Origin of the sequence: Metapseudomonas resinovorans DSM 21078, assembly GCF_000423545.1 — a bacterium.
GTDB classification, from domain to species: Bacteria; Pseudomonadota; Gammaproteobacteria; order Pseudomonadales; family Pseudomonadaceae; genus Metapseudomonas; species Metapseudomonas resinovorans.
Genome location: NZ_AUIE01000009.1, coordinates 102,406 through 123,232 on the forward strand (window position 1 = coordinate 102,406; position 20,827 = coordinate 123,232).

The window sequence follows — 20,827 nt, forward strand, 5'->3', positions numbered from 1 at the left end:
ACTCCCCCAGAGTCAGGCACAGAAGGACAGCCGGGCACTGCCCAGGCCGTCGATGGTCAGTTCGAAGCGGTCACCGGCTCGCGCCGGTTCCAGTGGTACCAGCGAGCCGGAGAGGATGATCTCGCCGGCCAGGAAGGGGATGCCCAGCTCACCCAGGGTATTGGCCAACCAGGCCACCGCCGTGAGCGGGTTGCCCTGTACTGCCGAGCCCAGCCCTTCGCTGATCTGCACACCGTTCTTGAACACGGTCATGCGCAGGTTGGGCAGGTCCAGCTCACGCGGGTCCACCTGCTCGCGACCGAGGACGAAGACCCCGCACGAGGCGTTGTCGGCGACGGTGTCCTGGATGCGGATTCTCCAGTCGTGGATGCGCGAGTCGACGATCTCGAAACAGGGCATCACGCATTCGGTGGCGTCCAGCACATCCTGCTCGGTCACGCCCGGCCCCTTGAGGTCACGCTTCAGCTTGAAGGCGATTTCGCCTTCGGCGCGCGGCTGGATCAGGCGGTTGGCGGACAGGGAAATCTCCGCGCCATGGTCGAACCCCATATCGCGGGTGATGAAGCCAAAGTCTGGCTGGTGCACATCGAGCATCCGCTGCACAGCGGCAGAGGTGACGCCGATCTTCTTGCCGACGATGGCATCGCCCGCCGCCACCCGGCGCTCGATCGCGTGCAGGGAAATGCGGTAGGCGTCGTCGATGGTGATCGCCGGCCAGCGGTGGGTCAGGGGTTCCAGGGTGCGCCCGTCCTGCAGGGCCTGGTAGAGCTCTTCGCCGTATTGGCGATGCAGTGCGTCGCTCATGGCCGGCCCTCCGCGAGGAAGTCCAGGCAGGTACGGTTGAACAGTTCGCGGTGCTCCACCATCACCCAGTGGCCGCATTCGCTGAGCATCACGAAACGAATGTTGCGACAGGCTTCGAGCATGGTCTGGGCGCCGGAGGACGGGCAGAACTTGTCGTTCATGCCCCAGAAACCGAGGATCGGGCAGGACAGCTCGGAAAGGCGCGCGGCCATGTTCGGCACCTGCATGGTGCTGAGCACGCAGCGCGGCTGCTGTTGCACCACGGCGACCCGCTCGTTGACGGTCTCGTCGGCAATCAGCGAGGCATCGTAGAGCTGCAGGCCGAGCAGGCGACGCATGCCGTCTGCATCGTTCAGCTCGCCATTGGCGAAGGCCGCGCCCATCTTCTGGATGCCTTCCATCTGCAGGTAGTACTGCTCCTTCTCCATCAGTCCACCGGGGGCCATCAGTACCAGGCGACTGACGCGCTTGGGCGCATCCAGCGCCAGCTTGATGGCGATGGCACCCCCCAGGGAGTTGCCCACCAGCACGCAGCGCTGAATGTCCAGGGCGTCCAGCAGACCGGTCAGGGCGGTGACGAAGAAGTCCAGGCTGTAGGTGGTTTCCGGTTTGTCGGAAGCGCCGTAGCCCGGGAGGTCCAGGACGATGGCTCGGTAGCCGAAGCTGGCGAATACCGGGTAGTTCTGCTTGAAGTTGCTATGACCACTGGCGCCTGGGCCACTGCCGTGGATGAACACCACCGGCTCGCCCTCGCCCGCTTCGATGTAGTGCAGTCGCAGGCCATCCGGCAGCGTGACGAAACGCCCTTGCGGTAGTGCGCCCATGGGACTCTCCTCGGCTTGTTGTTTGCCGGGATTATTCGGGCGGGCCGGCAGGCCAACATCGTCCGAGAGGACTAGCAGCCTGCTCGGCCCTCAACTCCGCTGGTGGATGGAAAAGCGCCATCCACCCTACAGAAATGGCCACCAAACGTGGTGCCCTAGTCCTCCCGGACGTAGGCGCCCCGCCCTGCTCGCCCTAGCCTCTGTCCATCGACATTTCAGAGGAAACGACCATGGGCGATGCATTGGATTTCAGCGGCAAGTTGGTGCTGGTAACCGGCGGCGGCAAGGGTGTGGGTCGGGGCATCAGCCTGCGTTTCCTGGAGCAAGGCGCCGAGGTGGTGATCTGCGGGCGCCAGGCGCCAGAAAGCCTGCCCGAGCATGAAGGCCGCAGCGCCCATTTCACGCCCTGCGATGTACGCGATATCGAGCAACTGCAAGGCATGCTGGACGACATCGTCGAGCGCTTCGGACGCCTGGACGTGTTGGTGAACAACGCCGGTGGCGCCCCTCACACCGACGCTGCCACGGCGTCGCCACGCTTTTCCGAATCCATCATCCGCCTCAACCTGCTGGCGCCGCTGAACCTCTGCCAGTTGGCCAACCAGGTGATGCAGCGCCAGCCTGAAGGCGGCGCCATCATCAACATTTGCAGTGTCAGCGCCGTCCGCCCCTCCCCCGGCACCGCCGCCTATGGCGCGGCCAAGGCCGGCCTGCTCAATCTCACGCGTTCGCTCGCAGTGGAGTGGGCACCGAAGGTGCGGGTGAATGCGGTAACGGCGGGGTTGATCCTTACCGAACAGGCCGAGCTGCACTACGGCAACGCCGACGGTGTGGCGCGGGTGGCGGCAGGAATTCCGCTGCAACGCATGGCAACCCCCGAGGACATTGGCGATGCCTGCCTGTACCTCGCTTCCCCCCTGTCCAGCTATGTGAGCGGGGCGGATATCTGCGTGCATGGCGGCGGAGAGAAACCGGCGTTCCTCGAAGCAGCCGGGGTGAATTGAAAAGCCGATGGGTTTCGCAGGCTCTACCCATCCTACAAATATGGCACCCGTAGGATGCGGTAGAGCGAAGCGAAACCCATCAATTCGAACCCACCGACTCCACCAACGAATGGCCCCGGAACACCGTCTCGACGATCTTCCAGGCGCCATCGATGCACCGATAGCGGTCCTGGTAGAACCCGCCCAGCTGCCGCGTGGCGCCGGTTTCAGCGTCGAGGTTGAAGTAGTACAGCGCCCAGCGCGCCCTGGCCTCATCCTCGGCGACCAGCTCGACCTCCGGGTTGGCGCCGTGGTGCAGGTCGATCACCCGTTCGTTGCAGGCCAGGGACTGGTACAGCGCAACAAAGCTGTCGCGGTCCCGGAAGGTCCCCACGGGGCCGTAGTCGATGGCGACTTCACCCTCGGCGAAGCACGCGCGGATCGCCTCCACGTCCTTCAGGTCGCAGGCGTTGAGATAGCGGTGCTTGAGCCGGCGAATGGCCTCGAGTGCTTCAAGGCGGGCAAGACGCTGCTCCAGGGTCATGACACCTCCCTCCCCACGACGTTGGCCTCGCCCCAGAAGGCCTTCATGGAACGGATACGGCCTTCGGCGTCGAACTCCATCACGTCGATCACCTGGATGGAGCAGGCGCGGCCGTTCCAGTCCAGGTCAACGCAGAAGGGAACCGCGCCGCTGCCGGCATGACTGGCCGATACCGGACCAGTGCGGCGGGCCCGGGCGTTGGCGCGGCCCAGTCCCTCGCGGTAGAAGCGGTCAATGGCCTCGATGCCCACATGGGGCGGGCTGCCCACCGGGTCTTCCACCGTGGCATCGGCGGCATAGAGCGCGATGATGCCGTCGATATCACAAGCGTCCACCAGCTCGACGTAGCGAGCCATGATTTCCTGTACCTGCTGCGGACTGATCATTGGATTCTCCTCACGCCACTTCAAACAGGGCGGCGGCACCCATGCCGCCACCAATGCACATGCTCACCACCACATAACGCAGACCCCGGCGCCTGCCCTCGATCAGCGCGTGTCCGACCATGCGTGCGCCCGACATGCCGAAGGGATGGCCGACAGCGATGGCGCCGCCGTTGACGTTCAGGCGCTCGTCCGGAATCCCCAGGGTGTCGCGGCAGTGGATGACCTGGCAGGCGAAGGCCTCGTTCAGCTCCCACAGGCCGATGTGGTCCATGGAAAGGCCGTGGCGCTTGAGCAGCTTGGGAATGGCGAACACCGGACCGATGCCCATTTCGTCGGCATCGCAACCGGCCACCGCCAGGCCACGGTAGAAGCCGAGGGGTTCCAGGCCACGGCGTTCGGCTTGTTGCGCGCTCATCAGCACCGAGGCACTGGCGCCATCGGAGAGCTGCGAGGCGTTGCCGGCGGTGATGAAGCGCCCGGCACCGGTCCACTGCCCGCCCTGCCAGACCGGTTCCAGGGCGCTCAGGCTTTCGCGGGTGGTGTCCGCGCGGTTGCACTCGTCGCGGCCCAGGGTCACGGTTTCGTGGCGGCTTTCGCCGGTGGTCTTGTCCATCACCAGCTTGCGCGCGGCCAGCGGCGCCAATTCGGCATCGAACCGGCCGGCGCCCTGGGCCAGGGCGGTGCGCATCTGGCTCTGGTAGCTGTACTCGTCCTGCGCCTCACGGGAAATGCCATAACGCTCGGCAACGATTTCCGCCGTCTCGATCATCGGGATATAGGCGCGTGGGTCCTGCGCCAGCACCGCCTCGGACTGGTTGCGGTAGCTGTTCTTGTGCTTGTTCTGCACCAGCGAGATGGACTCCAGACCACCGGCGACGGCGATGTCGATTTCATCGCACATGATGCTCTTGGCAGCCAGGGCGATGCTCATCAGCCCCGAGGAGCACTGGCGCTCCACCGCCATGCCGGAAACGCTGGCCGGCAGCCCGGCGGCGGTCGCACAGAGACGGCCGAGGTTGTAGGCCTGGGTGCCCTGCTGGGCGGCGGCGCCCATGATCACATCGTCCACTTCGCCCGGCTCGACGCCCGCGCGCTGCAGCGCCTCGCGCACCACATGGCCGCCCATCAGCGGCGCCTCGGTGTCGTTGAAGGCACCGCGGAAGGCTTTGCCGATGGGCGTGCGGGCGGTGGATACGATTACGGCTTCTTTCATGGGTTACTCCAGAATTCTTCAGTTCCTAACGAAATCGGCCCTACGCGGGGTAATACCGGCTGATGGTGTCCACGACGCAACCTGGGCGCTCTTCGCCCTCGATCTCCACCGTAACGCGGATGGTCGCCTGCACGCCGCCTTTCACTTCCTCGGCGGCCACCAGTTGCGCACTGCCGCGCACGCGGCTGCCGGCGCGGACCACATTGGGGAAGCGGACCTTCTCGCAGCCGTAGTTCACCCCCATGGATATGCCCCGTACTTCGACAATCTGTGGCAGGAAGAGATTGACCAGGGCGAGGGTCAGGTAGCCGTGGGCAATGCAGGCACCGAAGGGGCCGCCGGCGGCGCGCGCCGGGTCGACGTGGATCCACTGGTGGTCACCGGTAGCCTCCGCGAACTGGTCGATGCGCGACTGCTCCACACTCAGCCAGTCGCTGTGGCCCAGCTGTTCGCCAACGCGCTCCAGCAAGGCCACCGGGGTGTCGAAGATCGTTGCCATGCTCAGGCCCTCTGGCTGGAAACCGACAGCACTTCGCCGGTCATGTAGGAGCTGTAGTCACTGGCCAGGAACATCATCACGTTGGCCACTTCCCAGACTTCCGCGGCGCGGCCGAAGGCTTCGCGAGAGGCGAGTTGGTCCAGCAGCTCCTTGGGTGCGGACTTCTTCAGGAATTCGTGCAGGGCGATGCTCGGGCTCACCGCGTTGATGCGGATGCCGTGCTCCGCCGCTTCCACCGCTGCGCAACGGGTCAATGCCATGACGCCGGCCTTCGCCGCGGCATAGTGGCTCTGCTCCTTCTGGGCACGCCAGCCGAGCACCGAGGCGTTGTTGACGATCACCCCGCGTTGCCGGGCAATCATCGTCGGCAGCATGGCGCGGGTCATGCGCATGGTGCCGGTGAGGGTCACGTCGAGGACGCGGTTCCATTCCTCGTCGCTCATCTCGACCAACAACCGCGAACCGCCCAGGCCGGCGTTGTTGATCAGCACGTCAACGCCATCCAGGTCGCGTTCGGCGGCAGCCACCAGGGCCTGCACCTGTTCCTCGGACGTGACGTTGCATTCGCGGGTGTAGACCCGGTCCAGCCCGGTGGCCTCGCGGATCTTCAGCGCCGCTTCCTGCAGGCGGCCCTCATGGATGTCGCTGATCATCAGTGCCCGGCAGCCTTCCTCGGCAGCGCGCAGGGCGGCGGAAAAACCGATGCCGGCCCCCGCGGCGGCGGTGATCAGCACCGACTTGCCGCGCAGCAGGCCATGGCCGGGAACGTAGGTGGGAGTAGTCATGCAAGGTCCTCGGATCAGGCGCGCACGCGCGGCTCGCGGGGCATGCCCAGCGCGCGTTCGGCGATGATGTTGCGTTGGATTTCGTTGGTGCCGCCGTAAATGGTGTCGGAGCGGCTGAAGAGGAACATCGATTGCAGGCGCCCCAACTGGTAGGGGCCGCCCTCCAGCAGTTCGGCGTCCGGGCCGAGCACGTCCATGGCCAGCTTGCCGAGGGCAACGTGCCAATTGGACCAGCACAGCTTGTAGATCATCGCCTCGCGGCGCAGCGAGCCGTCCTGGGCGCCGGAGAGCATGCGCAAGGAGTTGTAGCGCAGGATGCGCAGTCCGCTCCAGGCGTCGGCGATGCGCTGGCGCAGCAGCGGGTCGCGGGCGGCTCCGTTGGCGCGGGCGATGCGGATGATTTCCTCCAGTTCGTTCTGGAACAGCATCTGCTGGCCAAGGGTGGAGACGCCGCGCTCGAAGCCCAAAAGCGCCATGGCGATCTTCCAGCCATCGCCCGGGGCGCCGAGGATGTTACTGGCCTCGGTGACGGCCTCGTCGAAGAACACCTCGTTGAATTCCGAGGTGCCGGTGAGCTGCTCGATGGGCCGCACCGTAACGCCCGACTGGTGCATCGGCACCAGCAGGAAGGACAGCCCCTGGTGCCCGACACTGCCCGGCTCAGTGCGGGCGATGACGAAGCACCATTCGGATTCGTGCGCCAGCGAGGTCCAGACCTTCTGGCCGCTGATGCGCCACTGGCCGTTCTCCAGCACCGCGCGGGTCTTCACGTTCGCAAGGTCGGAGCCGGCCCCCGGCTCCGAGTAACCCTGGCACCAGAACTCGGTGCCGGCGACGATGCCCGGGAGCAGGCGGCGTTGCTGTTCATCAGTGCCGAAGGCGGCGATGGTGGGCCCGGCCAGGCCTTCGCCGATGTGCCCCATGCGGCCAGGGCCCCCGGCACGGGCGTACTCCTCGTGGAAGATCACCTGCTGGCTGATGGACAGGCCGCGTCCGCCATGCTCAGGCGCCCAGCCCACGCAGGTCCAGCCGCCTTCGGCCAGCTTGCGCTCCCAGGCTTTGCGTTCTTCGGGAAAGCTGTGTTCGTCACCCGGGCCACCGCGAAAGCGCAGGACCTCGAACTCGCCGCGCAGATTGTCGGCAAGCCAGCCGGCCACGTCACGGCGGAAGCATTCATCCGCCTCACTGAAACTGATCTTCATGCGATCTCCCCCAGAAGGGCTGCGGCAATCCGCTCCCGGTGCCAGGACGGCGCGCCGAACAGGGCTTCACTGGCCCGGGCGCGCTTGAAGTAAAGGTGCGGGTCGTACTCCCAGGTGAAGCCGACGCCGCCATGCAACTGGATGGACTCCGCCGCGCAGTGGAAGAAGGCTTCCGAGCAACGCGACTTGGCCAGGGCGGCGGCCAGGGACAGCTCGGCAGCGACACCCTTGTCGCCATGCGGCGCCAGGGCTTCCTCGGCCACGCAGGCGGCGTAGAGGGCCGCCGAACGCGCGCATTCCACTTCCAGCATCATGTCGGCGGCGCGGTGCTTGATGGCCTGGAAGCTGGCGATAGCACGACCGAACTGCTGGCGCTCGGCGGTGTAGGCAAGGGTCAGGTCCAGGGTCTGCTGGGCACCGCCTGCCTGCTCCGCGGCCAACGCCACGCACGCCAGGTCCAGGACCTGATCGAGCAGTTCACCGCCCTGCCCCGGCTCACCCAACTGGGCATCGGCGCCGACGAAGACCTGACTGAACTCCACCTCGGCCAGCTTGCGGGTCTGGTCCAGGGTTGGGATCAGGCGGCGGCGGACGCCAGGCGTGTCGGCGGGTACAGCGAACAGGCCGATACCCTGCCGGCCGCGCGCGGCCACTATCAGCAGGCCGGCGCTGTGGCCGTCCACCACCTGGCGCAGGCAGCCGTCGATCACGACTCCACTGCCCTCGACGCGATAGCTCGCCTGCACCGCATCGCGGCCATTGAGGTTGTTGCTGGCAAAGGCCAGGGTGGCGGTCAGGCTGCCATCGGCGAGCTGCGGCAGCCAACGGGCCTTCTGTTCCTCACTGCCGCCCAGCAACAACGCCGGGGTGGCCAGGCAGGCACTGGCGAAGAACGGCGAACAAAACAACCGGCGACCCATTTGCTCAAGCAGGATGGCCAGCTCGACGAAGCCCAGTCCGAGGCCGCCGTATTGTTCGGGGATATGAATGGCCGGCCAGACCATCTCGTTGCACAGTCGCCGCCAGAGGTCCGGGTCATGGCCCAGCTCGGTGGCCATGGCCGCCCGCACGGCGGCGGAATCGGAAACGTCCGCGAGAAAGCTCTCGGCGGACTCGCGGATCATCTCCTGCTCATCGCTGAACGCGAATTCCATAAGGCTGCCTTTTTGTGATTCTTGGGGCTGGCAAGGAGTCTGGCGACTTGCGCCGGGCGGGGAATCGTCCGGATGGACGACGAGGGGAAAGGCCGTTGTGGCGAGGTAAACGTCCGTATGGCCCGCCCCAGCGAAGGCCAGGATCGCTATGCATCACAGTGTGTCTGAAATGCATCGAGATACATGGGCACCGATTTGGCCAGGGAACTGACACAGGCCAGATAACTCGGGGTGTTCAACTGCATGCGTCACTTGAAAGGGGTCGACCGGCCCCGGCCAATCGCTTGCAACGGAGACTTCCCCATGAAGATGGCAGTGCAGAACAAGGCAACCGGCAACAAACGCCGCCGCTGGGTCGGCTCGTCGATTCTCGCTCTGACCCTGATGCAACTTGGCGTAGCCCAGGCGCAAACTTCCCCGGGCGCGGAACCCATCGCGACCGGTGCCGGCACCCGGCAGGCTTCCGCCTCCCCGTTCGGTCCGCTGAAGCATGTAAAGGCCGGGCTACTGGACGTGGCATACGCCGAGGCCGGCCCCGCCGACGGGCCTGTGGTCATTCTCCTGCACGGCTGGCCTTACGATATCCACAGCTATGAGAAGGTCGCGCCTCTGCTGGCGGACAAGGGCTATCGGGTGCTGATGCCCTATGCACGGGGCTATGGCGATACGCGCTTCCTCTCCGAGCAGTCCGTTCGCAATGGTCAGCCCGCCGCGCTGGCCACTGACGTCATCGATTTCATGGATGCACTCAAGATCAAACAGGCCGTGCTCGGCGGCTACGATTGGGGTGCGCGCTCGGCCGACATCGTCTCCGCGCTTTGGCCGGAACGGGTCAAGGCGCTGGTGTCGGTCAGCGGCTATCTGATCGGCAACCAGGCCGCTGGCCAGAAGCCGCTACCGCCCAAGGCCGAACTGCAGTGGTGGTACCAGTTCTACTTCGCCACCGAGCGCGGCCGCGCCGGCTACGAGCAGAACACCCATGACTTCGCCAAGCTGATCTGGCAGTTGGCCTCGCCGAAATGGGCGTTCGACGACGCCACTTTCGATCGCAGCGCCGCCGCCCTGGACAACCCCGACCACGTCGCCATCACCGTTTACAACTACCGCTGGCGCCTGGGCCTGGAGAAGGGGGAAAGCCGGTACGCGGCCCTGGAGCAGAAGCTGGCCACTTCACCCTCCATCAGCGTGCCGACCATCACCCTGGAAGGTGACGCCAACGGTGCGCCGCACCCGAAGGCCGAAGACTATGCCAAGCGCTTCACCGGCAAGTACGAGTACCGGCTGATCACCGGCGGCATCGGCCACAACCTGCCCCAGGAAGATCCGCAGGCCTTCACCAAGGCCGTCATCGACGCTGACAACCTCTGAAGCGCAGACAGGGCAAGCTCGCTGCCACCGGCGCGCCTGGTGGCAGCGAGGTCCTCGATTCACCAGATGCTCAGAAAACGAGCAAAACCAGCCCGAATACATCCATAAAGTTGATTATTCCTGGTCACGGAAAAAGCCGTTCCACTTAACGAAACTGCGCCGTTTAAAAGACATAAACAGTTGTTTTTATTTGAAATAAATCAACCATCAATAGCATCGATGGTAACCATTACGCAGCATCACTTCTTCATCGAAATCACATCAGTAACATGGGCCCCGTAGACGAATTCCAACCCCTTCCAACCAAGGTGACCAAAATGAAAAAGCAAATCTTCGCCAGCCTGTTCATCGCCAGCCTGTCCGCCTCCGCTTTTGCACTGTCGGTTGCCGAGGGTGGTTCCGACCGCACGTCCATCCACCGCGTCGCCGAAGGTGGCGCTGACCGCACCAGCATCCACCGCGTCGCAGAGAATGGCTCCGAGCGCTCCCAGTCCCTGCGCGTGGCTGAAGGCGGTTCCGACCGTACCAAGGCCTTCGATGTCGCCGAGAACGGCTCCGAGCGCTCCCAGTCCCTGCGTGTAGCTGAAGGCGGTTCCGACCGTACCAAGGCCTTCGATGTTGCCGAGAATGGTTCAGAGCGCTCCCAGTCGCTGCGCGTTGCCGAAGGTGGATCCGACCGCACCCAGGCTTTCCAAGTGGCTGAAGGCGGTGCAGATCGCACTGGCGCCAACCGCATCAGCTAATTCCCGGAGCAGTTCAGAGGCAGGCAGTTCATGATGTATGCACCTCGAAAGGCAGAAGGCGCCACCTGTGGCGCCTTCTTTCTTTTTGGGGAATGTGAAATCTATGGGAGCGGATTTGGGGTGGGGTTGTTCACGAGCAGAGCTCGCTCCTACGGCGGTTGTTGGGCGCCGGGCATGGGGGGCAGCTGCGCTGCCCTTAGCGAATGAATTCGCCCCCACAGAAGAAAGAGCGGGAGGGTAGCGGGGATCAGGTGCCGTAGACCTTCTGCGCCGGGACGGCTTCGGCCAGCAGGCGTTCGACCACCTCGCCCACTTCGCCGGGCTGGTAGCGCGCGCCCTTGTCGAACTCGGGGCCGCGGCGCCAGCCGTCGGCGATGGAGAGTTTGCCGCCTTCCACTTCGAACATCTTTCCGGTGACGGATTGGGATGCTTCCGAGCCTAGCCACACCACCAGCGGCGCGACGTTCTCGGGGGCGAAATAGTCGAAGCCGTCGTCCGGCCTTTTCATCACCTCGGCGAACACGTCTTCGGTCATGCCGGTGCGGGCAGCCGGGGCCAGGGCGTTGGCGGTAATGCCGTAGCGCGCCAGTTCGGCGGCCTGCACCAGGGTCAGGGACGCTATGCCTCCCTTGGCAGCGGCGTAGTTGGACTGGCCGATGGAGCCCTGCAAGCCGGCACCGGAACTGGTGTTGATGATCCGCGCCTTCACCTCCAGGCCGCCCTTGGCCTGTTCGCGCCAGTGCTTCACCGCATGGCTGGCCAGGCAGAAATGGCCCTTCAGGTGCACGGCCATCACCGCGTCCCAGTCGGCTTCGGTGAGGCTGGCGAACATGCGGTCGCGGCAGATGCCCGCGTTGTTCACCAGCACGTGGAGGTCGCCGAAAGCTTCGATGGCCTGGCGGACGATTTCACCGGCAGCGGCGTAGTTGGTGATATCGCCGTTGTTGGCGATGGCCTGGCCGCCGTTGGCACGGATTTCAGCGACCACGGCTTCGGCGGCGGGCAGGTTGATGTCGTTGACCAGTACCTTGGCGCCTTCGGCGGCGAAGGCCAGTGCATAGGCTCGGCCGAGACCGCCGCCGGCGCCGGTGATGATGACGGAACGGGATTGGCAGATTGGCATGGGGAGTTCTCCGATAAGTTCGTGTGGGGGTTGGTTGCCCTCTCCCCAGCCCTCTCCCGGAGGGAGAGGGGGTTTGTCCGTGCGATGTGCTAGAGCCGCTCGATGATGGTCACGTTCGCCTGCCCACCGCCTTCGCACATGGTCTGCAGGCCGAAGCGGCCGCCACTGCGCTCCAGTTCGTGCAGCAGGGTGCACATCAGCCGGGTGCCGGTGGCGCCCAGGGGATGGCCGAGGGCGATGGCGCCGCCGTTGACGTTGGTGCGTTCATGCGGGTAGCCGGTTTCCTTGAGCCAGGCCATGGCCACCGAGGCGAAGGCTTCGTTGATCTCCACGCGGTCGATGTCGTCCAGCTTCATGCCGGCACGCTTCAGCGCGTACTCGGTGGCCGGGATGGGCGCGGTGAGCATCCACACGGGGTCGTCGGCACGCACGCTGATGTGGTGGATGCGCGCACGGGGTGTGAGGTTGTAGCGCTTGAGCGCCGCCTCGGAGACCACCAGCAGCGCACTGGCGCCATCGCAAGTCTGGCTGGAAACCCCTGCAGTGACGCGGTCGCAGCCGAACAGGGTTTCCAGCTCGGCCATCTTGTCCAGGCTGGTCTGGCGCGGGGTTTCGTCATGCTTGACGCCGGCCAGGGGCACGATCTCGCGAGCGAAACGCCCCTGCTCGATGGCGCGCAGGGCACGGCGGTGGGATTCCAGGGCGTAGGCCTCCAGGGCCTCGCGGGTCAGGCCCCACTTCTCGGCGATCATCTGCGCGGCGCGAAACTGGGTCGGCGGCACCTTGCCATAGCGCTTCACCCAGCCGTCGGAGCCGGAGAAGGGATCGGTGAAGCCCAGCGGTTCGGCGGCGGTCATGGCCGAGGAGATGGGAATTTGCGTCATGGTCTGCACGCCGCCGGCGATCACCACATCCTGGGTGCCGCTCATCACGGCCTGGGCGGCAAAGTGCACCGCCTGCTGGGACGAACCGCACTGGCGGTCGATGGTGGTGCCGGGCACGGCGTGGTCAAGGCCGGCGGCCAGCCAGCAGGTGCGGGCGATGTCCCCGGCCAGCGGGCCGATGGTGTCGACGCAACCGAAGATCACATCGTCGTAGTCAGCGTCGGGAATCGGGTTGCGAGCGACCAGTTCGCGCAGCACATGGGCGCCGAGGTCGGCGGCGTGGATCTGGCTCAGGCCGCCCTTGCGCCGGCCGGTGGGGGTGCGCAGGGCGTCGACTATGTAGGCTTCGGGCATGGCAGTCTCGAATGGTCAGGAGTGGAGTGAAGGATGACGGACTAGAAGGTATTACCCGCCCCCGGCTGGACGTGGCCATCGAACAGCGCCTGGCGAATCCGTGCCTTGTGCCAGCCACGGTCGCCCCAGACCTTGTCCAGGGCCCAGGCGCGTTTCATGAAGATCTGCAGGTCCACCTCCCAGGTGTATCCCATGGCGCCATGGGTCTGGATGGCGTTCTTCGCCGCCAGCAGGGCGGCCTCCGCGCAGGCGATACGGGCGTGGGAAACCTGCACGTCCTGGTCCGCAAGCCCTTGGGCGACGGCATAGGCAGCGCGGTACAGCGGGCCCTTGGCGAACTCGATCTGCACCGCGACGTTGGCCATCAGGTGCTTCACCGCCTGGAAGGAGCCCACCGGCTTGCCGAACTGCTTGCGTTCGAAGCTGTAGTCCACTGCCAGGTCCACCATGCGCTTGGCCAGGCCCAGCAACTGGGCGGCGGTGCCGAGGGCGCCACGGTTCCGCGCAGCGGCCCACAGCGCCCTACCCTGCTCGCCGTCTGCCACACAGGTGGATGGACTCGGCGTCCAGTCGACCCGGAACAGCTGGCGGCTCGGGTCCACCGATTCATTGCGGGTGAGATGCACCTGTTCGGGCAGCACGGCGTGTACCTCGTCCCCATGGGGCAGGAGCAACAGCCCGGCCACATGGGCATCGGCCACCAGCGGGTTACCCGGTTCCCCTACGGCAAGGCGCGCCTTGCCTTCGGCGATGCGGGTCAGCCATTCGCCTTGCAGGTCGAGCTGGCCCTGCAGGGCGGCGAGCAGCGGCACGCCGATCAGCATGGTGTCCACCAGGGGCTCGGGCAGGCCGGCGTAGCCGCATTCCTGGGCGAGGAGGATGAAGTCCTGCTCATTCATGTCCAGGCCACCGAACCCGTCCGGCACGGTCAGTGCGGTGAGGCCGAGTTCAGTGAGCTGGCCCCAGAGTTCGTCGCTGCGGCCGCTTTCGGATTGCCAGAGTTCACGGATGCGTTCCGGGATCACTTCATTGGTGAGGAAGGCGCGCACGTTGTCCTGGAACAGCAGTTGGTCGTCGCTGAAAGTGAAGTCCATGGCGCGCTCCTCAGGCTCGCGGCATGCCGAGCATGCGCTCGGCGATGATGTTGCGTTGAATCTCGTTGGTGCCGGCGTAGATGGGCCCGGCCTGGGCGAACAGGAAGCCGTCCAGCCAGTGGCCGACGTCGCCGGCATCCGGCGCGTGGGGCAGCAGTTCGCCGCGCAGGCCGAGGATCGACAACGCCGTCTCGTGCATGCGCTGGTCCAGCTCGGACCAGAAGATCTTGTTGGTGGAGGATTCCGGGCCGATCTTGCCGCCCTTCACCAGCCGCGACGCCGTCATGTAGGTGTTCAGGGTGTAGGCCTCGGCGTCCATCCAGGCGCGCATCACCGCTTCGCCGATCGCCGGGTCCAGGTCGGCCTGCTCACGGTTAGCCAGGTAGAGCTGCACCAGGCGCCGCGCGGTTTCCTGGAAGCGCGCTGGCGAGCGCAGCATCAGGCCGCGCTCGAAGCCGGCGGTGGACATCGCCACATGCCAGCCCATGCCCTCCCCGCCCAGCACGTTATCCACAGGCACTTCGACGTCGTCGAAGAAGATTTCGGCGAAGCCCGGCAAGCCGTTGAGCTGCTGGATGGGCCGCACGGTAATGCCGGGGCTGTTCAGCGGCAGCAGGATGAAGGTCAGGCCGTGGTGGCGGCTGGATTGCGGGTCGCTGCGGAACAGGCCGAACAGCCAGTCAGCCCAGACGGCGCGGGTGGACCAGGTTTTCTGGCCGTTGATCACATAGACATCGCCGTTGCGCTCGGCACGGCAACGGATGGCCGCCATGTCGGAACCGGCATTCGGCTCGGACCAGCCCTGGGCCCAGATTTCTTCGCCCGTGGCCATCTTCGGCAGGAAGCGCTCCTGCTGCGCGGCGGTGCCGAACTCCATGAGGGTCGGGCCGAGCAGGAAGATACCGTTCTGGTTCACCCGTGCCGGCGCGCCGGCGCGGTAGTACTCCTCTTCGAAGATCAGCCACTCGATCAGGTCGCAGCCGCGTCCGCCGAGTTCCTTCGGCCAGGTCACCATGCCCCAGCGACCTTCGTTGAGTTTCGCTTCCCAGGCACGGTGCTGGCGGAAGCCTTGCTCGCAGTCGAAGGATTGCAGGGGCTCGGCTGGCACGTTGGCCGCCAGCCAGGCGCGGACCTCCTCACGGAAGGCCTGCTGTTCAGGTGTGTAGGTCAGGTCCATGGGCTCATCCCTTGAAGGTGGCGGTGCGCTTGTCGACGAAGGCATCGCGGGCTTCCTGGGAATCCAGCGAGCGGTAGGCCTGCAGGGTGAATCCCTGCTCCCAGCGGTATTTGTCTTCGAGGTTGCCGTCCTCGATGCCGGTCAGCGCCTCCTTGGCCAGGGCGATCATGGCCGGGCTCTTGGCGGCGATCTTGCGCGCGACCTCCAGGGCCGCCTCGCGCAAATCGGCACGCGGCACTACGCGCTCAACCGCACCCAGGCGATAGGCCTCGGCGGCGTCGATCATGTCGCCGGTGAAGTACATGTGGCGCACCTTCTGCACCGGGAACAGGCGCTGCAAGTGCGCGCCGCCGCCCATGGCGCCACGGTCTACCTCGGGGACGCCGAAGCGCGCGCAGTCGGAGGCGACCAGGATGTCCGCCGCCCCGCAAAGGCCGATGCCGCCGCCGAGGACGAAACCGTGCACGGCAATGATGACCGGCTTGGGATTGCGGTGGACGGCCTTGAAGCTGTCGTAGTTGCCCTTGTTGACGGCGACGATCAGGTTGCCGTCGGCGGCCAGTTCCTTGATGTCCACGCCTGCGCAGAAACCTCGGCCCTCGGCGCGGATGACGATGACCCGAACCTCGGGCGACTCGCCCAGATGCTCGAGCTCGGCGGCGATGGCCGCCCAGCCTTTACTGTCGAAGGCGTTCACCGGCGGGTGGTCGAAGACCATCTCGGCAATGCCGTTATCGATGCTCACGTGAAATGGACTGCTCATCCGGCTACCCCTTAGTTGTTCGATTTGTCGGTCACGCGGCGGCACAGCTCGGCGAGCCGCTGCTCGGCCTGCTGCACGATGGATTCGATGAGTTCGGCGCAGCCCGGCAGGCTGTCGATGCTGGCGGCGATCTGTCCGGCGGGAAGCACACCCGCTGCCGGTTGGCCGTCGACCATGGCTTTCTGGATCACCATCGGCGCGTTGGCGGCCATCAGGGTCTGGGCGGCGGTGAGGCCATCGCTGCCGCCGAGCTTCAACGCGCTGCCCAGCAACTGGGCGACACTCGCGCCACTGTGACGGCGGTAGGCCAGTGCACTGCGCAGGGCCAGCAACAGGCGCTTCAGACCGCCGGAGCGTTCCAGGCTGTCGAGCAATTCGTTGCGGATCATCCGTTGCGGCATGCCATCGATGGCGCGGCTGATGATGATGGCGGCTGGGTCGCGGACTTTCAGGTAGCGATCCAGGGTGGCCGGAGGCACAGGACTTTCGGCACTCATCAAAAAGCGCGTGCCCATGGCGATGCCTTCGGCTCCGAGCGCCAGGGCCGAGACCAGGCCGCGACCGTCCTTGAAGCCGCCGGCAGCGACCACAGGAACGTCGACGGCGTCCACCACCTGGCCCAGCAGGATCGAGGTGGGCACCGAGCCGGTATGGCCGCCGCCCTCCCCGCCCTGCACGGTCACCGCGTCGGCGCCCATCTCCACGGCTTTCACCGCGTGTTTCAGCGCGCCCACGGTGGGCATGCAGACAACGCCGGCGTCCTTCAGCCGGGTGATCATCGCCTTGCCCGGCGAGCGGCTGTAGCTCACCGCACGCACCTGGTGGCGCAGCACCAGTTCGACGATCTCGCCGGCATTGGCCTGGTACATGTGGAAATTGACGCCGAAGGGCTGGTCGGTCAGCCGCTTGGTTTCGAGGATGGCGGCTTCCATCTGGTGGGGCTCGATGGTGGCACCCGCGAGGAAGCCGAAGCCGCCGGCATTGCCGGTGGCGGCCACCAGTTTCGGATCAGCCACCCAGCCCATGGCGGTCTGGATGATCGGGTAGCGGCAACCGAGCAGGCGCGTCAGGCGGGTGTCCAGGGATATCGCCATCACGCCTCCGACGGGTTGCGCTGGGACTGGGCCATGGCGCGGGCGTCATAACCGCCCAGCTTGTCGCCACTGACCAGTTCGTTGTGTACGTGGGCGAAGTGATGCAGGCCGAACACCATGTCCATGGTGGCGCGCTTGCCCATCAGGTCCTCGGCGTTGTTCACCGCCTGCTTGGTCAGCTGCAAGCCCAGGCGCGGCATCTGCGCGATGCGCCGAGCCACGTCCAGGGTCACGTCTTCCAGCACGTCGCGCGGCACCACCTTGTTGACCATGCCCATCTGATAGGCGCGCTCCGCGCCCATGCGCTCGCCGAGGAAGAGGAACTCCTTGGCGATACGCGGGTTCAGCTCATGTACGTGAGCGAAGTACTCGACGCCGGGGATGCCCATGCGCACCACGGGATCGGAGAAGTAGGCATCGTCCGAGGCGATGATCAGGTCGCAGACCCAGGCCAGCATCAGGCCGCCGGCGATGCAGGCGCCCTGGACCATGGCAATCGTCGGCTTGGGCATGTCGCGCCAGCGCCGGCACATGCCGAGGTAGACCTCCTGTTCACGGGCATAGAGGAACTCGCCACCCGGTTTGCCCACGTGGTCGTACCAGAGGCTGGCGCGGTCGAAGCTCTCGTGCACGTCGCGGCCCGGCGTGCCGATGTCGTGCCCGGCTGAGAAATGCTTGCCGGCGCCGCGCAGCACGATGACCTTGACGCTGTCGTCGTCGCAGGCGCGGCGGAAGGCCGCGTCCAGGGCGTAGGTCATGCGCGAGTTCTGCGCGTTGTGGTACTCGGGGCGATGCATGGTGACCAGGGCCAGCGGACCCTGCACCTCGTATTGCACCACCTCTGCTTCGGCCTGTTCTTGGTTCATCTGCGCGGCTCCGCCTCAGTGGGTCGTGGCACGGGCACGCACGCCCGGCGGGTTGTCCTTGAGCTGGCTGGCGCGCAGGTTGTGCGGGTCCAGTTGCTGGATGAGGATCAGTTGTTCGAGGGTCGGGGCGGCGGTGGTCGGAATCTCGTCCGGCACATGCAGCGGGAAACTGGTGGCGGCCTGCACGTCTTCCGCCGTGACACCAGGGTGCAGGGAGCGGATACGCATCTGCCGGCCGGGGCCCTGGAAGTCGAGCACGCAGAGGTCGGTGACGATCAGGCGGATGTCGATCTCGTCCAGGGACCAGCCACGGGCCAGGCGCTCGGGGTTGTAGCCAACCGAGGCCACCACATCCACCTCGCCGTCGACGAACACCCGCTTGTTGTGACTGGACACCATGAAGGAGTTGGCGTGGCTGATGGAGTTGCCGGGGAAGCCACGCACCCCGAGCATCTGCGACTTGGGTCTGGCGTGGTCGCCGATGCAGGAAATGTTGGCCTGGCCGAAGCGGTCGATCTGTACCGGCCCCACCAGGGCATGGCGCTTGCCGCTCCAGACGTTGTCGAAGATGCGCGAGAAGCCCATCCAACTGTCGAACTTCGGCTGGTAGCCGCCGCGCGGCCCAACCGGTACCGGCTCGGCGACCATGAAGGCTTCGGAGTCGGTCATCATCAGGTCGGCGTTGCTGTTGAGCATGGCGAGCGACGCAGCCAGGCGCTGCAGGACGCCGATGCCCGTGGCGAGCACTTCGCCGTCATGGGTAAAGGCCTCGGCGGCAGCGCAGATCATCAGTTCGGCGAGGCTGTAGGGTTGTTTGGTGGCAGTCATCTCAGCGTCCTCAGAAAACCGGGAGCGGCAGTTGGCGAATGGCATTCAGGCCACCGACACGGGCGAGGTACTCCGCTTCCCCGCAGTTGACGTAGCGCTCCATGTAGGCCTGCCAGCCGTCCGATTCGGCGGCCGAGGCGTTGTAGGCCTTGAAATGGGCAATATCGAAGCCGTAGAGCGGTGCGCAGGAGGACGGATGGGCCCCGCCCGGCAGATGCACCACGGCGCTGGTGCGGTTGCGTTCCCAGAACACCTGGCGGGCGCGCATCGGGTCTTCGTGGAACCAGCCGCTGTCCACGAGTTCGTCGCAGCTTACGTAGGCTTTCTCGGCGGCACGCACGAAGAGGTCGTCCATGTAGTGGTCGGGACCGGCGATCTGGCAGACCCCACGCGCGTCGGCGCGGTCGACGTGGATCAGGGCGGCATCCAGCTTCAGCGCCGGCATGGCGACCCAGTCACGGCTGTCGTCGTACGGCGAGCTGACGAGTTTCAGCTCCGGGTTCAGGCGCAGCACATCGGTGCCCAGGCCCACGGCCGTCGGGATGAAAGGCACATTCATGGCGGCGGCCTTGAGGCCGAGCAAGAGCATGCCTTCGTCGATTTCCATTACGTCCACGGCGCCTTCCTGGCGAGCCTTGCGGAAGTAAGGTTCCAGGGGGATGAAATCGAGCGAGACGAAGGCGTAGACGAGCTTGCGGACCTTGCCGGCGGCGCAGAGCATGCCGACATCGGCGCCGCCGTAGGCAACCACCGTGAGGTCTTTGAGATCAGAGCGCAGTATCTCGCGTACCAGGGCCATGGGCTTGCGCCGCGGGCCCCAGCCGCCGATACCGATGGTCATGCCATCGCGCAGCTGGCCGACGATGTCGGTGGCGGTCATGCGTTTGTCCATGGGGCGGCTCCTTATTGACGACCGACGCTGAAGTCATGGCCCCAGTGGCTGACCACGGTGCTCTCGAAGGGGGTGTGGCGGTCCCAGTCCATGACCTTGCCGCCGCAGCCGTACTCCAGGTCGAAGCCGCCGGGGGTCTGCATGTAGAAGCTGGTCATGTCGTCATTGGTATGGCGGCCAAGGGTGGCGGACAGCTTCACGCCGCTGGCATGCATGCGGTCCAGCGCGCGGCCGACATCGTCCAGTTCGCCCACTTCCACCATCAGGTGCACACAGCCGGAGGGAATCGGGCACTCGAACAACGCCAGGGAGTGGTGGCGGCCGTTGTTGCAGTGGAGGAAGTGGATGCGCTTTTCCGGCTCGGCCGGGTCAGGGGTGAAGCGCACTTTCATCAGGTCGGACAGCCCAAAGCCCATCACCCGCTCGTAGAAGTCCAGGCAGCGGTCGAAGGCCGGGGCCGGCAGCACCGCATGGCCCATGCCCAGGTCGCTGGTGACGAAACCGGAGACGCCAACCGGGGAAACGAAGGGGGCGAAGTCTTGCAACGGCCCCCAGAACAGTTCGTGACGGTTGCCGTCCGGATCGGCGAAGCGTGCCAGCTCCTGAACCTTGCGACTGATGGCGTCGGCGGCGCTGCCGCGCTGGACTTCGACGTCAGCCTGTTGCAGTTCAACGATCGCCTGCTCGAAGGCGGCCTTGCCGGCCACTTCCCAACCACAGGCGCCATAGCCGTCACGGTCGGCACGCTCCACCAGGATGCGGTAGGGGCGCTCGTCCATCTTCAGGTAGAGCCGCTCGTCCGATCCGGCATCCACCATCATGCCGAGCACGCCGGTGGCGTAATCGCGCCAGCGCTTCAGGTCTGTCGAGGCTACGGTGACGTAACCCAGGCCACGGATATCCATGCGGTTCTCCTCATTGTCGTTATCGCCGCGCATGCAGGGCGCGGGCTCTATGAGGACGGATTTAATCGGCAGGCCCAGAGGTGGGCATCGTCCGTTGGGACTAGCGCGAAAGGCACGTGGGACGGGGGCTTCGGCGCTTGCGGGAAGGCCGTTCAAGGGAGTCCGGCGGGGAACTTCGCCATGGCCCTTAATCCGCTTCGAAAAAGCAATTCAAAAGTCGGGCCAGACGGCGCAAAACTTCAACCAAGTATGTTTCTGGAATGTTTCACTGAAACAAGATAGAAACACCCGACCTACATGTTTTTACAAACCAAAATACAGTCCTTTACATAGATTAAAAAT

22 protein-coding genes are annotated in these 20,827 nt (G+C 65.6%); 3 read left to right on the top strand and 19 right to left on the bottom strand.

Features of this window, described 5'->3' with window-relative positions:
• Positions 1 to 12: 12 nt before the first annotated feature.
• On the bottom strand, positions 13 to 804 hold the full coding sequence (locus G559_RS0110310) for a fumarylacetoacetate hydrolase family protein (RefSeq protein WP_028628143.1): 792 nt from the start codon (positions 802 to 804) through the stop codon (positions 13 to 15).
• Complete coding sequence (locus G559_RS0110315) at positions 801 to 1,628, bottom strand: alpha/beta fold hydrolase (RefSeq protein WP_028628144.1); 828 nt, start codon at positions 1,626 to 1,628, stop codon at positions 801 to 803. Before G559_RS0110315 ends, G559_RS0110310 begins: the two co-directional genes overlap by 4 nt.
• Before the next feature lie 230 nt (positions 1,629 to 1,858).
• Between G559_RS0110315 and G559_RS0110320 the strand changes: the two genes are divergently transcribed.
• Entirely contained in the window at positions 1,859 to 2,632 is a 774-nt protein-coding gene (locus G559_RS0110320) for an SDR family oxidoreductase (protein ID WP_028628145.1), read from the top strand.
• A gap of 79 nt (positions 2,633 to 2,711) precedes the next feature.
• On the opposite strand, the gene G559_RS0110325 is transcribed toward G559_RS0110320, so the two are convergent.
• Genes G559_RS0110325 through G559_RS0110355 form a run of 7 tightly spaced genes read right to left on the bottom strand, consistent with a single transcriptional unit; the run spans position 2,712 to position 8,394 of the window.
• Positions 2,712 to 3,155, bottom strand: a complete 444-nt coding sequence (locus G559_RS0110325) for a nuclear transport factor 2 family protein (protein ID WP_028628146.1) — start codon at positions 3,153 to 3,155, stop codon at positions 2,712 to 2,714.
• The gene (locus tag G559_RS0110330) at positions 3,152 to 3,541 is read right to left on the bottom strand and encodes a nuclear transport factor 2 family protein (protein WP_028628147.1); all 390 of its coding nucleotides are present in this window, start codon (positions 3,539 to 3,541) and stop codon (positions 3,152 to 3,154) included. The genes G559_RS0110325 and G559_RS0110330 overlap by 4 nt, the downstream gene beginning before the upstream one ends.
• A 10-nt stretch (positions 3,542 to 3,551) precedes the next feature.
• On the bottom strand, positions 3,552 to 4,754 hold the full coding sequence (locus tag G559_RS0110335) for an acetyl-CoA C-acyltransferase (RefSeq protein WP_028628148.1): 1,203 nt from the start codon (positions 4,752 to 4,754) through the stop codon (positions 3,552 to 3,554).
• 40 nt (positions 4,755 to 4,794) lie between these two features.
• Positions 4,795 to 5,253, bottom strand: a complete 459-nt coding sequence (locus tag G559_RS0110340; RefSeq protein ID WP_028628149.1) for a MaoC family dehydratase — start codon at positions 5,251 to 5,253, stop codon at positions 4,795 to 4,797.
• Between the two features lie 2 nt (positions 5,254 to 5,255).
• Positions 5,256 to 6,038 carry an SDR family oxidoreductase gene (locus G559_RS0110345; protein WP_028628150.1) on the bottom strand — a complete coding sequence of 261 codons (783 nt, stop codon included), beginning with the start codon at positions 6,036 to 6,038 and terminating at the stop codon, positions 5,256 to 5,258.
• Positions 6,039 to 6,052: 14 nt separating this feature from the next.
• Complete coding sequence (locus tag G559_RS0110350) at positions 6,053 to 7,240, bottom strand: acyl-CoA dehydrogenase family protein (protein WP_028628151.1); 1,188 nt, start codon at positions 7,238 to 7,240, stop codon at positions 6,053 to 6,055.
• Positions 7,237 to 8,394 carry an acyl-CoA dehydrogenase family protein gene (locus tag G559_RS0110355; RefSeq protein ID WP_028628152.1) on the bottom strand — a complete coding sequence of 386 codons (1,158 nt, stop codon included), beginning with the start codon at positions 8,392 to 8,394 and terminating at the stop codon, positions 7,237 to 7,239. Before G559_RS0110355 ends, G559_RS0110350 begins: the two co-directional genes overlap by 4 nt.
• Before the next feature lie 303 nt (positions 8,395 to 8,697).
• Here G559_RS0110355 and G559_RS0110360 point away from each other — a divergent pair, with 303 nt between their 5' ends.
• On the top strand, positions 8,698 to 9,762 hold the full coding sequence (locus G559_RS0110360; protein ID WP_028628153.1) for an alpha/beta fold hydrolase: 1,065 nt from the start codon (positions 8,698 to 8,700) through the stop codon (positions 9,760 to 9,762).
• A gap of 317 nt (positions 9,763 to 10,079) precedes the next feature.
• Positions 10,080 to 10,505: a hypothetical protein gene (locus tag G559_RS0110365; RefSeq protein ID WP_028628154.1), complete on the top strand. Its 426-nt coding sequence runs from the start codon at positions 10,080 to 10,082 to the stop codon at positions 10,503 to 10,505.
• Positions 10,506 to 10,752: 247 nt separating this feature from the next.
• Here G559_RS0110365 and G559_RS0110370 read toward each other — a convergent pair whose 3' ends face one another.
• From G559_RS0110370 to G559_RS0110415, 10 genes are all read right to left on the bottom strand, one after another.
• Complete coding sequence (locus G559_RS0110370) at positions 10,753 to 11,628, bottom strand: SDR family oxidoreductase (protein WP_028628155.1); 876 nt, start codon at positions 11,626 to 11,628, stop codon at positions 10,753 to 10,755.
• Positions 11,629 to 11,717: 89 nt separating this feature from the next.
• Positions 11,718 to 12,866, bottom strand: a complete 1,149-nt coding sequence (locus tag G559_RS0110375) for an acetyl-CoA C-acetyltransferase (RefSeq protein WP_028628156.1) — start codon at positions 12,864 to 12,866, stop codon at positions 11,718 to 11,720.
• Positions 12,867 to 12,907: 41 nt separating this feature from the next.
• Positions 12,908 to 13,960, bottom strand: a complete 1,053-nt coding sequence (locus G559_RS0110380) for an acyl-CoA dehydrogenase family protein (RefSeq protein WP_028628157.1) — start codon at positions 13,958 to 13,960, stop codon at positions 12,908 to 12,910.
• A gap of 10 nt (positions 13,961 to 13,970) precedes the next feature.
• Positions 13,971 to 15,137 (bottom strand): acyl-CoA dehydrogenase family protein, encoded by a 1,167-nt coding sequence (locus G559_RS0110385; RefSeq protein WP_028628158.1) that lies wholly within the window; start codon positions 15,135 to 15,137, stop codon positions 13,971 to 13,973.
• Between the two features lie 4 nt (positions 15,138 to 15,141).
• Positions 15,142 to 15,900 carry an enoyl-CoA hydratase family protein gene (locus tag G559_RS0110390; protein WP_028628159.1) on the bottom strand — a complete coding sequence of 253 codons (759 nt, stop codon included), beginning with the start codon at positions 15,898 to 15,900 and terminating at the stop codon, positions 15,142 to 15,144.
• Positions 15,901 to 15,911: 11 nt separating this feature from the next.
• Entirely contained in the window at positions 15,912 to 16,994 is a 1,083-nt protein-coding gene (locus G559_RS0110395) for an NAD(P)H-dependent flavin oxidoreductase (RefSeq protein ID WP_028628160.1), read from the bottom strand.
• Positions 16,994 to 17,860: an enoyl-CoA hydratase gene (locus G559_RS0110400; RefSeq protein WP_028628161.1), complete on the bottom strand. Its 867-nt coding sequence runs from the start codon at positions 17,858 to 17,860 to the stop codon at positions 16,994 to 16,996. Before G559_RS0110400 ends, G559_RS0110395 begins: the two co-directional genes overlap by 1 nt.
• A 15-nt stretch (positions 17,861 to 17,875) precedes the next feature.
• A complete protein-coding gene (locus G559_RS0110405; protein WP_028628162.1) occupies positions 17,876 to 18,688 on the bottom strand; it encodes a CoA-transferase subunit beta in 813 nt (270 codons plus the stop codon).
• Between the two features lie 10 nt (positions 18,689 to 18,698).
• Positions 18,699 to 19,580 carry a CoA transferase subunit A gene (locus G559_RS0110410; RefSeq protein WP_028628163.1) on the bottom strand — a complete coding sequence of 294 codons (882 nt, stop codon included), beginning with the start codon at positions 19,578 to 19,580 and terminating at the stop codon, positions 18,699 to 18,701.
• A gap of 11 nt (positions 19,581 to 19,591) precedes the next feature.
• Entirely contained in the window at positions 19,592 to 20,485 is an 894-nt protein-coding gene (locus tag G559_RS0110415) for a VOC family protein (protein ID WP_028628164.1), read from the bottom strand.
• Positions 20,486 to 20,827 lie beyond the last annotated feature (342 nt).

Excerpts from the sequence above, each read along its gene's own strand:
- G559_RS0110365 (WP_028628154.1), top strand. The coding sequence starts at position 10,080 with ATGAAAAAGCAAATCTTCGCCAGCCTGTTCATCGCCAGCCTGTCCGCC.
- G559_RS0110320 (WP_028628145.1), top strand. The coding sequence starts at position 1,859 with ATGGGCGATGCATTGGATTTCAGCGGCAAGTTGGTGCTGGTAACCGGC.
- G559_RS0110405 (WP_028628162.1), bottom strand. The coding sequence starts at position 18,688 with ATGACTGCCACCAAACAACCCTACAGCCTCGCCGAACTGATGATCTGC.
- G559_RS0110330 (WP_028628147.1), bottom strand. The coding sequence starts at position 3,541 with ATGATCAGTCCGCAGCAGGTACAGGAAATCATGGCTCGCTACGTCGAG.
- G559_RS0110380 (WP_028628157.1), bottom strand. The coding sequence starts at position 13,960 with ATGGACTTCACTTTCAGCGACGACCAACTGCTGTTCCAGGACAACGTG.
- G559_RS0110315 (WP_028628144.1), bottom strand. The coding sequence starts at position 1,628 with ATGGGCGCACTACCGCAAGGGCGTTTCGTCACGCTGCCGGATGGCCTG.
- G559_RS0110325 (WP_028628146.1), bottom strand. The coding sequence starts at position 3,155 with ATGACCCTGGAGCAGCGTCTTGCCCGCCTTGAAGCACTCGAGGCCATT.
- G559_RS0110415 (WP_028628164.1), bottom strand. The coding sequence starts at position 20,485 with ATGGATATCCGTGGCCTGGGTTACGTCACCGTAGCCTCGACAGACCTG.
- G559_RS0110360 (WP_028628153.1), top strand. The coding sequence starts at position 8,698 with ATGAAGATGGCAGTGCAGAACAAGGCAACCGGCAACAAACGCCGCCGC.
- G559_RS0110370 (WP_028628155.1), bottom strand. The coding sequence starts at position 11,628 with ATGCCAATCTGCCAATCCCGTTCCGTCATCATCACCGGCGCCGGCGGC.
- G559_RS0110345 (WP_028628150.1), bottom strand. The coding sequence starts at position 6,038 with ATGACTACTCCCACCTACGTTCCCGGCCATGGCCTGCTGCGCGGCAAG.
- G559_RS0110390 (WP_028628159.1), bottom strand. The coding sequence starts at position 15,900 with ATGAGCAGTCCATTTCACGTGAGCATCGATAACGGCATTGCCGAGATG.
- G559_RS0110340 (WP_028628149.1), bottom strand. The coding sequence starts at position 5,253 with ATGGCAACGATCTTCGACACCCCGGTGGCCTTGCTGGAGCGCGTTGGC.
- G559_RS0110375 (WP_028628156.1), bottom strand. The coding sequence starts at position 12,866 with ATGCCCGAAGCCTACATAGTCGACGCCCTGCGCACCCCCACCGGCCGG.
- G559_RS0110310 (WP_028628143.1), bottom strand. The coding sequence starts at position 804 with ATGAGCGACGCACTGCATCGCCAATACGGCGAAGAGCTCTACCAGGCC.
- G559_RS0110400 (WP_028628161.1), bottom strand. The coding sequence starts at position 17,860 with ATGAACCAAGAACAGGCCGAAGCAGAGGTGGTGCAATACGAGGTGCAG.
- G559_RS0110355 (WP_028628152.1), bottom strand. The coding sequence starts at position 8,394 with ATGGAATTCGCGTTCAGCGATGAGCAGGAGATGATCCGCGAGTCCGCC.
- G559_RS0110350 (WP_028628151.1), bottom strand. The coding sequence starts at position 7,240 with ATGAAGATCAGTTTCAGTGAGGCGGATGAATGCTTCCGCCGTGACGTG.
- G559_RS0110385 (WP_028628158.1), bottom strand. The coding sequence starts at position 15,137 with ATGGACCTGACCTACACACCTGAACAGCAGGCCTTCCGTGAGGAGGTC.
- G559_RS0110335 (WP_028628148.1), bottom strand. The coding sequence starts at position 4,754 with ATGAAAGAAGCCGTAATCGTATCCACCGCCCGCACGCCCATCGGCAAA.
- G559_RS0110395 (WP_028628160.1), bottom strand. The coding sequence starts at position 16,994 with ATGGCGATATCCCTGGACACCCGCCTGACGCGCCTGCTCGGTTGCCGC.
- G559_RS0110410 (WP_028628163.1), bottom strand. The coding sequence starts at position 19,580 with ATGGACAAACGCATGACCGCCACCGACATCGTCGGCCAGCTGCGCGAT.